Origin of the sequence: Chryseobacterium sp. WG23 (assembly GCF_024586575.1) — a bacterium.
Taxonomy (GTDB): domain Bacteria; phylum Bacteroidota; class Bacteroidia; order Flavobacteriales; family Weeksellaceae; genus Chryseobacterium.
Window position 1 is genome coordinate 70,791 of the sequence record NZ_JALCZE010000007.1, and the last position, 12,014, is coordinate 82,804.

Here is a 12,014-nt window from a genome sequence, read left to right on the forward strand (position 1 = left end):
TAAAAAACTAAAGAAAACCACCCTCAAACGCTTTTTATTAAAGCGGATGATCTATTATGTCCTTCCCAATGTATTCTTCAATTTCATTATCGCCTATGCTAGCTTTAAAGAATTGGGCTACACCCATTTCTTCTCCGGAGAACAGAATCTGGCCCGCCTTACCCTACCCATGGCACTATTTCTCCCCGTTGTCCTCACGATTGATATCATCAAAAGAGTAACCGATGCTGCCGGACAAGGTGCCATTGAGTTCACCGTAGATGAACAGTTGAATATTAAAAAGTTAATGACCAAACTGAGTATTCTGCATGGCGTGATTACCTGTTCTTTGGTATTAGCTATGCTTTTTTTAGGACAGTATAATTTTTCAAAGGATTATAAGCTGGATGCTACGGCAATGGCTGTGGTGGTGGGGATACTGGCTGGGATTTTGTCTGTGGTGTTTGTGTATTTGCCGGTGTGGAGGTTGAGGAGGTGGATGTGTCGTGTCATGACAGTAGTTTAGGCTAATATCATTATACTTTTTTACATTATTTATTAAATGATTGTAATACTTTGAAACCTCGAATGAATCTCTATATGTAAAAATTCACCGAATAAACCTATATTTTTAAGATGATTATGCTAAAGTTTTACTATTTTTAAGGTTGAATCAAATTTCGCCTTTAAATAGTACTCATGATAGACAAAAGTACAGTAGAAAAACTCATAAAATTTCGTGATGAACGTGATTGGGAACAGTTTCATAATTCAAAAGATTTGGCAATAGCTTTATCCATTGAAGCGTCTGAACTTTTGGAAGTTTTCCTATGGAAAAAAAATGAAGAATTTAATATAGATAAATTAGAAGAAGAATTAGCTGATGTATTTATGTATGGATTACTTCTTGCAGACAAAAATAATATAAATATCAACAATATTATTTTAAAAAAGCTTCATAAAAATGGCGAAAAATATCCTGTAGACAAAGCAAAAGGGAAATCTAATAAGTACGATGAATTGTAAGTATTAAGATGAAAAACTTTACAATTACAGAGGAATATAACTTTGATCACCTCACAGAAATAAATAATAATCATAAAGATTATATAGCCTGGCCCATAGTTTATTTACTGAAGAATAAACATAATAAATCTGCTTATGTTGGAGAGACCACAGATGTAATAACTAGAATAAATACACATTTAAAGTCGGAAGAAAAGAAACAGCTTACTTCAATAAATCTTATTTTAAGTGATCTCTTCCATAAATCTGCTACATTAGATTTGGAGGCAAATCTGATTAAGTATATTTCAGCTGATGGCGAATATGTACTTCAAAATGGTAATCTTGGAATTTCTAATCATCAATATCATGAAAAGAAAGTATACTGGGAATTATTCAAAGATATCTGGGATGAACTCAGACAGCTAGGCATTACGCGACATTCGCTAGATTATCTTAATAACTCGGATCTTTTTAAATATTCACCTTATAAATCTCTTTCTAAAGAACAGATTAAAAGCTTGAAACTGATTTTTAACTGTTTATTGGATGAACAAGCTAAAGTGAGTCTCATTCATGGAGGAGCAGGAACTGGCAAATCTATTTTAGCCATCTTTTTATTCAAATTACTGAAAACTAATTTAAAAGATTTTAATTATGCAGATTTTGATGAAGAAGATGAAGAGCTTTTTTCATTACTAAAGGAGGTGAAAGACAAATTTGCTGATTTAAATATGGCTTTGGTTATTCCTATGGCTTCATTTAGAAAAACCATTTCTAATGTTTTTAAAAATGTGAATGGTTTGTCTGCTAAAATGGTGATTGGACCATCAGAATTGGCAAAAAATAAATATGATCTTATAATTGTTGATGAAGGGCACCGCCTGAGAAGGAGAGTGAATTTAGGTTCTTATTTTGGAACATTTGATTCTAATTCTGAGAAGTTAGGATTAAATAAATTTACATCTTCAGAGTTGGATTGGGTTATTATGCAAAGTAGTAAATCAATCATTTTTTATGATCAATATCAATCTATAAAACCCTCAGACACTCTTAAAGAGAGTTTCAAAAAGTTAGAATCAGAATTTTATACAAGAGTTGAAAAATTAAAGACACAACTTCGTGTTCGTGGTGGAAATAAATATGTAGAATTAATTCACACCCTTTTTGACGAACCCTCAAAGCTTCCTTTAGAGCATTACAAAACAGATGATTACGAATTCTATCTTTTTAATGATCTGACAGAAATGGTTGACCGGATAAAAAAGAAGAATGGAATTCATAGTTTGTCAAGAATAGTCGCAGGATATGCTTGGGAATGGATTTCAAGTAAAAACCCTGAAGCATATGATATTATTATTGGTGAAAACAAACTAAGATGGAACAGTATTTCTGTAGATTGGATTAACTCTCCAAACTCTATTAATGAAGTAGGATGCATCCATACAACACAAGGCTATGACCTTAACTATGCAGGAATTATTATAGGCCCAGAATTGGATTATGACTTTGAACTTGGAAAATTCACTGTAGACAAACAAAAATACAAGGATAAGAATGGAAAAAATTCTATTCAAAATGAATCCGAATTATTAGATTTCATTATTAGTATTTATAAAACAATATTATTGAGAGGGATCGAGGGAACTTATATGTATGTTTGTAATGACAATTTAAGACATTTCTTTAGTCAATTTATTCAACCTTTTAATCCTACTCTAAAAGAAAACTTATTACAATTTATGGATATCCCTACTGAAAATTCAATTCCTTTCTATGATCTAAATATTGCGGCAGGATTATTTTCCGAATTGCAGGAACTGGAAAATGTAAAATTCATAGAATTAAGTGAAGTAGTTGACAAAGAGGATTATTTTGCTTGTACTGTGGTAGGTGAGTCTATGAATAAAATTATACCTAATGGTAGTATTTGTCTGTTTAAAAAATATACAGGAGGATCACGTACTGGATTAATTACCTTAGTTGAAAGTAGAAATATCACGGATACAGAATTTGGCTGTAATTACACAATTAAGGAATATTCTAGCAAAAAAACGACAGATGAAGAAGGTTGGCATCATGAAGAAATAATATTATTACCAAGGTCAAATAATTCTAACTTTAAACCTATTATTCTTAGGGATGAAGAGACTGTTGACTTTAATGTCTTAGGGATTTTTATAAGGGTTTTGAGGTAATTTATTTTTAGTGAATAGATAGAGATAATTTAAAATTTATCACTACTGGATTTTTTATATCAATACAGATCTTATTCTGCATTACAAATTGAATCCAAACACACTCTCTACTAAGTAATATATTCAATAATTTCCCTTCCTCGGAATCACATGCCTCACCCCTCCTCTAGGATTACCCATATCACCTTTATACCTCGGGATAAGATGACAATGAAAGTGAAAAACAGTTTGCCCGGCATCAGCACCGCAATTCATACCAATATTAAAGGCATCGGGTTGATATTGAGATAAAATAATATCTTTTGCTTTTTCAATCATAACTGGAAGATCATTTTTTTCTTCTGTGCTTAATGCAAAAAAGTCAGTTTTTACCTCATTGGAAATAATAAGCAAATGACCAGGTGAAACAGGAAAACCATCTTCAATAATAAAGAAAAATTTTCCTCTGTAAATTATTTTGTCTTCAGCTATATCAGTAAAATCTTTCATTAGAATAAAGGTTCAAGTTCAATATTGGGTTTCCATTTCTGAATGGCTAAATTTACTGATAAATCATATTGCTTTTGCAAAAACCGTCTACGTTCATCTGCTGTTTTCCCTGTTTGATTGACAATAGTTTCTCCCAAGGGGTGTTTACTGGCAATATAAAATTCATTTCTTTTATAAAGTCTTTCCAAATATTTTATATCCGGAATTTTGGCTTTTTTATGATTGTTAACCTTCTGATCTGTTAATACTAAATTCCATAACCCATTTACGTTAGCTCCATTATCATTCAATTGTATTTTATGAACATGCGGAAAGAAATGGTCTATAGCACAAAGGTTGTCATCATCACTTTTTATCGATATATCCTGAAAAGAATAAAAACACTTTCCTTTCTGGTATCCATTTAATGAATCTCTGGCCGAAGAAATATTTTTGCGCTTCATTATTCGGTTTTCAAAGAACAAAAGGTTCAATTCTTCATCCAATCTTACTTCCAAAAGATTAGGATTAATTTCTAAATTCCAAGCCGTTTCTACTAAATTCCAACGGGCATCTACTTCCTGATTAAAATTGGTAAACTGCAAACTGTCTTTGAGAGACAAAAGACTATCTGTAATCACAATATTCTTTTGACTTCCATTGTAATCTTTAAGATAAAAAACATCATTAACAAAGCTACCATTAACAGTATGAAAAGCGTCTATAACATTATTGAAACCATGCTTTATTGTAATATCCAGCAGGTGGTCATTATCTATTTTATCTTCATTAAACTTTCTGCAAGCCTCTAGAAATGCACTTGAATTTGAATTTCCCTGTTTGTCATTCTGTTTTAAATGTTGCAATATACTTTGAACATAGGATGGAGCAATATCCTGAAGAGATACTGCTGTTTTTTCTAATGACACTAATTCTAATAAAGATTTTGCAAAAGCAAATTTATAGGTGGCTGAATTTTTTCCAAAAAGAATAATTGCCCTCCATTGAGATTCCAAACTAGCATCATTATCTTGAAAATTTAGCGCAGGCATTCCTTTATATAATTTTGTATTTTTATGAAATGCAAAATTATATAAAAATGTAAACTAATTAAGCGTTTACAATTTATAAAATTCCATAAATATTATAAATAACAAAAAATAATACAAATGAAAATCAACTTAGTAGAAATTCTGATTTTATAAATTAAGATGATTGGAATAAAGGAGTTGGGATTCCTAGGGAATGACAAGGTTTGCCGATAGATAAAGCATAGCATTTGTCATTCCGCAGGAATCTAAACTCACCTAAGATCTCTGATTTTCACTTTAACGTGCCTTAATAACTTCACAATTCTTAATGGTTCAAAATATAGTTGAACCACAAAAGATACAAAAGAATTAAGCACTTAAGTAATTTCAAGTAACAAGCTTTACTAATAAAAGTACACTTAAGATTTTTTTAGTTAATATCAAACTGCTGAGAAGTACACATGAGTTTTATGAAAATCTTTGATTTTCTTCTTATGTGAACTTATTATACAGTATCCTTCTAAACTTACTTAAGTGAACTAAAGTGTTTTAAATAAAAGCTTTTGTGACTTTTTGTGGTTTAAATATAGTAGAACAATGGTAAGGTCTATTTCTATTCACCAAATGATTTCTCCAATTTCTAAGCCAATCATAATACTTTCATCTACATTCTACAGCATTCTCATATAATTTTTGTTCTTTTGCAAAAAGGTTTTAAATTTTAAATAATTGCATGTCGAAGTTTGATGAAATCCGGTATTTCCATGATCAGGAGGTGAATGAAGCGTTAGGGAGTGTATCCCGCGACCCTATGATGAAAGCGCTGATGAATTTTACTTTTCCAGATACGGATGAGCAAATTTGGCTGGAACAGTTTAAAAATATTCATTCCATCAGTGATTTTCAGAGGCATTTTATAGCACAGACCGTTCGTCAGATCCTTACGAAAAGTTCTGATGGTTTGACGACTTCAGGTTTCGATCAGCTGGATAAAAATACCCCTTACCTTTTCATTTCGAACCACAGGGATATTGTGTTGGATACTTCACTGCTTAACCTGGCATTACTGGAGAGCGGCCACATTATGACGGCTTCAGCCATTGGTGACAACCTTGTTGGGAGAAAGTTCCTGAATGTGCTGGCCAAGCTGAACCGTAACTTTTTAGTTCAGAGAGGGCTGTCGCTGCGTGATCAGCTTAAAAGTTCACAGATCATGTCCGAATATATTGAGCAGCAATTACACCAGGAAAAGCGTTCCGTATGGATTGCCCAGCGTGAAGGCCGTGCCAAAGACGGTAATGATGCTACTCAGCAAGGGGTTTTAAAAATGCTGGCAATGGCAGCGGGAGATCAGTCCCTGACGGATTATTTTAAATCCTTAAAGATTGTTCCCATCTCCATCTCCTATGAATATGACCCTACCGATTCTTTAAAAATGCCTCAACTTCTGGCCAAACACAGGGAAGAGGAATACATAAAAGGTAAAAATGAAGATTTTACCACCATGCTTAGTGGTATATTGGGTCAAAAGAAAAGAATTCATCTGCATGCCGGTCATGTCATTGACAAAGAACTGGATGATATTGCAGCTACCATTGAGAATAAAAATAAGCAGCTCCAGGCTGTTGCACAGATCATTGATGATTCCATTATCCGGAATTATAAGCTATGGCCAACGAAATTTATAGCCTATGATCTGCTTCACAATACCCATACCTATGCTTCACAGTATACTGAACAGGAAAAACAACTGTTTATCCGAAGACTGGAGATGCGTATTGACCCGTCAGATCCCATTTCAAAAGAACATTTCCTGTCGATGTATGCCAATCCGTTAATCAATAAAATAAAGCTTGAAGAAAATTAATTTTTCTCCACAGATTGAGTACATTTTTCTGATATTTTTTTTAAACACTTGAGTTCACTTTAGAAAGTCAGGAACTTATGACATATTAGTAAGTACACTTTAAGAAAATCAGAGATTTTCAAAAAATTTATGTGAACTTCTCAGTAGTTTATTTGTAACTCCATTCTCCTAAAGTGTTCCTAAACTTTTTGTGACTTTCGGCTACGTTGCATCTTCGATTTGTGGTTATAGCTTTCTCCAGGCAACTCACATAGATTTACATATCTATTATATGCCATTCCAGTCGATTTTGATGAAGCTTACGTTTTTTTCATACAGCTTATTCAGCGACAAAGTTGCTCTTCTTTGTTGCCTTATAATAAAACGTTCTAATCACTATTCCTTTGCGTTACATAAATCACAGAATACTTGCTGGAAATCTTTGATTTCCTTGCGCCTTAAAACAGCACATTATTAAAAAATCTTTGCGCCCTTGCGTTTTCCAACCTATAATACCTATTAAAAATCCCTTACAAATCCTTTTACAAGAGCGTTTTACATTTCCAAATCAATCCATGAATCTCATACGTTTTTTCCAGAAAAAAGTCCCATATATTTTAAAAACATGATGAAATCTATTAAAAATAAAATTGTCTATATTTAAATTAATAAAATATCAGAGGAATTCGATGTTTTGAAAGGCAAGATAATTGCAGTTATCTAAAAACCACACAAAATAAGACCTATGAATGTACAGTTAGATTCACATGCTAAAACTGAAAATTATTCTATTGATTATTTTCGTCCGGATGTTTTAAACGGCTTACAAAGCACTCCCAAAAAGTTATCTTCAAAATACTTTTACGATAAAATTGGAGATCGTCTTTTCCAGAAAATTATGGCTATGCCTGAATATTACCTTACCCGTTGTGAGCTTGATATTTTTAAAAATAAAACAGGTGAACTGGCAGACCTTCTCATTCCTGAAAATGAACCTTTCGATTTGATTGAATTGGGAGCAGGTGATGCCATGAAATCTACCTATTTACTTGAATACTTGGTCAAAAAAGGAGCTGACTTTACGTATATGCCCATAGATATTTCAGGAAATATCCTTTCCATACTTTATAAAAAATTAAGCAGTCAGTTTCCGGCAATGGAAGTAACCTGCCTGGAAGGTGATTATTTTGAGATGCTTCAAAAGGCGGCTTCATTATCCAACAGAAGAAAAGTGGTTTTATTTTTAGGAAGTAATATTGGAAATATGTCCCTGGAGGAAGCTGAAAGTTTCTGTTTGCATCTGAATAAAAACCTGTCTCCAAAAGATCGTGTATTGGTTGGGTTTGATCTTAAAAAAAATCCCCACATTATTTTGGATGCCTATAACGATAAGGACGGGATTACAGCTGCCTTTAATCTTAATCTCCTGACACGCATCAATAACGAACTGGAAGGAAATTTTGATCTGGAACAATTTCAGCATTACCAAACCTATGATCCTGTAAGCGGAGCTTGCAGAAGCTTTCTGATAAGCCTTAAAAATCAAAAGGTAACAATTGGAAATATCAGCATTTCATTTGAAGAACATGAACTTATCGATATGGAAATTTCTCAGAAGTTCTCTGCAGAACAGATCAGAGCATTGGGTGAGAAAGCAGGGTTTGCCATAACCGGAGAGATTAAAGATTCTAAAAAATGGTTTGTAGACAGTATCTGGCAGGTAAAATAAAAGTAAAGCATCTGAAAAAAGTATTGGATGCATTCGATATAAACTACATCATTAAAACTAAAAGACATGACACCAGAGATCACCACAAAAGATATAGTGAAAAAATATACGGATATCCGCAGACGTTCAGAAGAGATCTGTGCCCCGTTGGAAATTGAGGATTATGTAGTACAGCCTATCGTTGATGTAAGTCCACCGAAATGGCATCTCGGTCATACGACCTGGTTTTTTGAAAGTTTTATTCTGGCTTCTTATTTTCCTGACTATGAAGTTTTCGATCCTCAGTATAATTTTGTTTTTAACAGTTATTATGAAACTATTGGGGCAAGAGTAATCCGTACCGACCGTGGAAACCTCAGCCGGCCTTCTGTTTCAGATATTTATCAATACCGGAAATATGTGGATGAGCATATGAAAGCTTTTCTTCAGAGCAGATTCATGATGGAAGCCATTGAGCCGCTGTTGGAACTGGGCATGAACCATGAACAGCAGCATCAGGAATTATTAATGACTGATATTAAATATATCCTGGGGCATAATCCGCTCTTTCCCACCTATACAAAAGAGAAGAAAATGCTAAAACCAGCCGTGGAGGAGGATACACAGATGCTCCGTTTTGCGGAAGGAGTTTATGAAATAGGCTTTCAGGGAGAAGGGTTTTGTTTTGACAATGAGCTGGGAAGACATAAAGTCTATCTTACCAGTTTTGAAATAGCCAGCCAGCTGGTGACCAATGGTGACTATTTAGCATTTATGGAAGCGGGCGGTTACACAGATTTCAGGCACTGGCATGCCGAAGGCTGGGATTGGGTGAAGCAAAATCAGGCAGAATCTCCATTGTACTGGCATTATATTGACGGTACATGGATGAATTATACATTGAACGGATTACAGAAAGTAGATCCTGATGATGCCCTGTGCCATATCAACTTCTATGAAGCCTCTGCTTTTGCATCCTGGAAAGGAATGCGTCTTCCTACAGAAGCAGAATGGGAAGCAGCATCGGATCATTTCAACTGGGGAGACCGCTGGGAATGGACCAATTCGGCCTACCTGCCCTACCCTCATTTTAAAAAAGAAGCTGGTGCTGTGGGCGAATACAATGGAAAATTTATGGTCAATCAAATGGTTTTGCGTGGTGCTTCCATAGCTACACCTGCCGGCCATAGCAGAAATACCTACCGAAACTTCTTTCAAGCCTATTTAAAATGGCAGTTTACAGGAATCAGACTTGCCCAATAATTTTTGCCAATGATTACAGTTGAATCAGTTTCAAAAAGTTTTAATGGAAAAACCGCAGTAGATCATATTTCTTTTCAGGCCTATGATCAGGAAATACTGGTGCTCTTAGGAACCAGCGGCTGTGGTAAAACAACCACTCTTAAAATGATCAACCGGCTTATAGAAACAGATTCCGGGAATATTCTGATTGACGGCAAAAATATCCGTGATCAGAAAGCTGAAGAGCTGAGAATGGGAATAGGTTTTGTGATGCAGCATTCCGGGTTATTTCCTCACTATACCATTCAACAGAATATTGCGGTAGTTCCTGAACTGCTGAAATGGGAGAAAAAGAAAACGGAAATAAGGACTCACGAACTTTTAGCTAAGCTTCACCTTTCGGAAGAGGTACTTTCCCGGTTTCCCAATGAATTAAGTGGCGGACAGCAGCAGCGGGTTGGCATTGCCAGAGCTTTGATTGCCGATACTCCGGTTTTACTGATGGATGAACCTTTCGGAGCCCTGGACAATATTACGAAAGCAGATATCCATTCAGAATTTAAATCTTTGGAAGAGCTTAAAAGCAAAACAATAGTATTGGTTACCCATGATGTACAGGAAGCATTTGAGCTAGGTCACCGGATATGCCTGATGGATCAGGGAAAAATTGTTCAGAACGGTACTCCAAAAGAAATGCTTTATCATCCTAAAAATAATTTCGTCCTTGATTTTTTTGCTGAAAGCCGGCTTTTACTGGAATATAAAGTAGCGACCTTACAGGATATTGCCCCTTTCCTGAATACTGAAGATTGGCACTACGAATCTGGCTTTTCAGAAAATACAAGTGTCTGGAATGCCTTGCAGAAATTAAGTTCAGATCACAATCATACGGGGCTGTATGAAAATCTGGTCAAAGCATTTAATCATTACAGAAAATTACAGACCGTATGACGCATCAGAGTCTTTGGCAGTTTATGGCTGAACAGCATGAAAAGTTATTAAACCAGATCATTCAGCATCTTGGCCTTACTTTTCTGTCTTTATTGCTGGCGATTATAGTAGGGCTTCCCTTAGGAATACTGATTGCCAGAAAAAGAAAACTTTCCGGTTCTGTGCTCGGTATTGCCGGTATTTTGCAGACCATTCCCAGTATTGCCCTCCTGGGTTTTATGATTCCTGTATTTGGCATCGGCCCCAAACCGGCCATTGCAGCCTTGTTAACCTATGCTCTTTTACCTATTATCCGCAATACCTATACCGGAATTACAGGCGTAGATCCTGCTGTGATTGAGTCTGCCAAAGCAATGGGAATGAACAGAAGGCAGCTGCTTTTTAAGGTTAAACTTCCTTTAGCTATGCCTGTTATCATTGCCGGAATAAGGACGGCCGCCGTTATTAATGTAGGGGTAGCCACTTTAGCTTCATTTGTAGCAGCGGGTGGTCTGGGAGAATTTATCTTTGGGGGTATTTCGCTTAATAATACCAATATGATTTTGGCGGGCGCTATTCCTGCTGCATTACTGGCCATTGTATTGGATCAGGTGATTGCCATGATACAAAAATCGGGGTATCTGGTATTCCGGAAATTGAAATATATAGCACCAATTGTTCTTGTTGTCATGGCAGCCGGTTATCTGCTGACCTCTGTTTCACCTCATAAAATAAAAGCCGGTTTTACCCCGGAATTTATGGGAAGACAGGATGGTAATATCGGTCTGCGTTCTGTATATGGGCTCAATGTAAATCCATTGGTTGTCAATGATGCCATTATGTATAAAGCAGCTTATGAAAAAGAACTGGACCTCATCAGTGGCTATTCTACGGACGGGAGGATCAAAGCGTTTGACCTGTATGTACTGGATGATGATAAAAAAATATTTCCCCCATACTTTGCGGCTCCCATCATTAAAACCAAAACATTGAAAAAATTTCCGGAACTGGAAGAAACCTTAAATCTACTGGCGGGAAAATTTAATGATTCTATTATGACCGATTTGAATTACAGATCTGACCACCTCAACCAGACCCCGGAAAAGATTGCAAAGGATTTTTTAATACGGAATAACCTCTATAAAAATCCCCGGAAAGGAAATTCAGGAACGGTGCGAATCGGTTCAAAAATCTTTGGGGAACAATACATTCTTGCAGAGATGTATACTATGCTTATTGAAGGATATACAGACTATAAAGCAGAAACAAAAACAGGCTTGGGAGGAACCAAAATCTGTTTTGATGCCTTAATGAATGATGCTATTGATGTTTACCCTGAATACACGGGAACCGGACTTCTCGTCCTCTTACAGCCTACGCCACAAATTTTAAAAAATGTTACCCAAAGTGCCGATAAAACCTATCAATATGTTAACTCAGCATTTGAAAAACAATATGGAATTCAATGGCTGAAGCCGCTTGGTTTTAATAATGCATATGCCTTAATGATGCGCCGAAAACAAGCTGAAGATCTGAAGATAAAAAGCATCTCTGATCTTAAGAGGTATGTAGACGGAAAATAGGTTGCCTTTATTTTTACTGACCGG

General features: G+C 35.4%; 10 protein-coding genes. 8 read left to right on the forward strand and 2 right to left on the reverse strand.

What is annotated here, in order from left to right; all coding sequences use genetic code 11:
- The first annotated feature begins 46 nt into the window (after nt 1–46).
- From MP477_RS12045 to MP477_RS12055, 3 genes are all read left to right on the forward strand, one after another.
- Nucleotides 47–505, forward strand: a complete 459-nt coding sequence (locus MP477_RS12045; RefSeq protein ID WP_257190633.1) for a hypothetical protein — start codon at nt 47–49, stop codon at nt 503–505.
- 173 nt (nt 506–678) lie between these two features.
- Nucleotides 679–1,005 carry a nucleotide pyrophosphohydrolase gene (locus MP477_RS12050; RefSeq protein WP_257190634.1) on the forward strand — a complete coding sequence of 109 codons (327 nt, stop codon included), beginning with the start codon at nt 679–681 and terminating at the stop codon, nt 1,003–1,005.
- Nucleotides 1,006–1,013: 8 nt separating this feature from the next.
- Nucleotides 1,014–3,182, forward strand: a complete 2,169-nt coding sequence (locus MP477_RS12055) for a DNA/RNA helicase domain-containing protein (protein ID WP_257190635.1) — start codon at nt 1,014–1,016, stop codon at nt 3,180–3,182.
- A 123-nt stretch (nt 3,183–3,305) separates the two neighbouring features.
- Here the strand turns inward: MP477_RS12055 and MP477_RS12060 are convergent, their stop codons facing one another.
- Nucleotides 3,306–3,671 (reverse strand): HIT family protein, encoded by a 366-nt coding sequence (locus MP477_RS12060; RefSeq protein WP_257190636.1) that lies wholly within the window; start codon nt 3,669–3,671, stop codon nt 3,306–3,308.
- Complete coding sequence (locus tag MP477_RS12065) at nt 3,671–4,702, reverse strand: HNH endonuclease domain-containing protein (protein WP_257190637.1); 1,032 nt, start codon at nt 4,700–4,702, stop codon at nt 3,671–3,673. Before MP477_RS12065 ends, MP477_RS12060 begins: the two co-directional genes overlap by 1 nt.
- A 712-nt stretch (nt 4,703–5,414) precedes the next feature.
- Here MP477_RS12065 and MP477_RS12070 point away from each other — a divergent pair.
- The 5 genes from MP477_RS12070 to MP477_RS12090 all read left to right on the forward strand — a co-directional run bounded on the left by MP477_RS12070 (nt 5,415) and on the right by MP477_RS12090 (nt 11,990).
- Nucleotides 5,415–6,548, forward strand: coding sequence for a 1-acyl-sn-glycerol-3-phosphate acyltransferase (locus MP477_RS12070; RefSeq protein ID WP_257190638.1), 1,134 nt, complete (start codon nt 5,415–5,417; stop codon nt 6,546–6,548).
- A gap of 724 nt (nt 6,549–7,272) precedes the next feature.
- Nucleotides 7,273–8,256 carry an L-histidine N(alpha)-methyltransferase gene (gene egtD, locus MP477_RS12075; RefSeq protein ID WP_257190639.1) on the forward strand — a complete coding sequence of 328 codons (984 nt, stop codon included), beginning with the start codon at nt 7,273–7,275 and terminating at the stop codon, nt 8,254–8,256.
- A gap of 66 nt (nt 8,257–8,322) precedes the next feature.
- The gene (gene egtB, locus MP477_RS12080) at nt 8,323–9,498 is read left to right on the forward strand and encodes an ergothioneine biosynthesis protein EgtB (RefSeq protein ID WP_257190640.1); all 1,176 of its coding nucleotides are present in this window, start codon (nt 8,323–8,325) and stop codon (nt 9,496–9,498) included.
- 9 nt (nt 9,499–9,507) lie between these two features.
- On the forward strand, nt 9,508–10,428 hold the full coding sequence (locus MP477_RS12085) for an ABC transporter ATP-binding protein (RefSeq protein ID WP_257190641.1): 921 nt from the start codon (nt 9,508–9,510) through the stop codon (nt 10,426–10,428).
- Nucleotides 10,425–11,990: an ABC transporter permease/substrate-binding protein gene (locus tag MP477_RS12090; protein ID WP_257190642.1), complete on the forward strand. Its 1,566-nt coding sequence runs from the start codon at nt 10,425–10,427 to the stop codon at nt 11,988–11,990. Before MP477_RS12085 ends, MP477_RS12090 begins: the two co-directional genes overlap by 4 nt.
- Nucleotides 11,991–12,014 lie beyond the last annotated feature (24 nt).

Bases quoted from the DNA above. Each gene is read 5' to 3' on its own strand.
- MP477_RS12045 (WP_257190633.1), top strand. From the start codon at position 47: ATGATCTATTATGTCCTTCCCAATGTATTCTTCAATTTCATTATCGCC.
- MP477_RS12050 (WP_257190634.1), top strand. From the start codon at position 679: ATGATAGACAAAAGTACAGTAGAAAAACTCATAAAATTTCGTGATGAA.
- MP477_RS12055 (WP_257190635.1), top strand. From the start codon at position 1,014: ATGAAAAACTTTACAATTACAGAGGAATATAACTTTGATCACCTCACA.
- MP477_RS12060 (WP_257190636.1), bottom strand. From the start codon at position 3,671: ATGAAAGATTTTACTGATATAGCTGAAGACAAAATAATTTACAGAGGA.
- MP477_RS12065 (WP_257190637.1), bottom strand. From the start codon at position 4,702: ATGCCTGCGCTAAATTTTCAAGATAATGATGCTAGTTTGGAATCTCAA.
- MP477_RS12070 (WP_257190638.1), top strand. From the start codon at position 5,415: ATGTCGAAGTTTGATGAAATCCGGTATTTCCATGATCAGGAGGTGAAT.
- egtD (WP_257190639.1), top strand. From the start codon at position 7,273: ATGAATGTACAGTTAGATTCACATGCTAAAACTGAAAATTATTCTATT.
- egtB (WP_257190640.1), top strand. From the start codon at position 8,323: ATGACACCAGAGATCACCACAAAAGATATAGTGAAAAAATATACGGAT.
- MP477_RS12085 (WP_257190641.1), top strand. From the start codon at position 9,508: ATGATTACAGTTGAATCAGTTTCAAAAAGTTTTAATGGAAAAACCGCA.
- MP477_RS12090 (WP_257190642.1), top strand. From the start codon at position 10,425: ATGACGCATCAGAGTCTTTGGCAGTTTATGGCTGAACAGCATGAAAAG.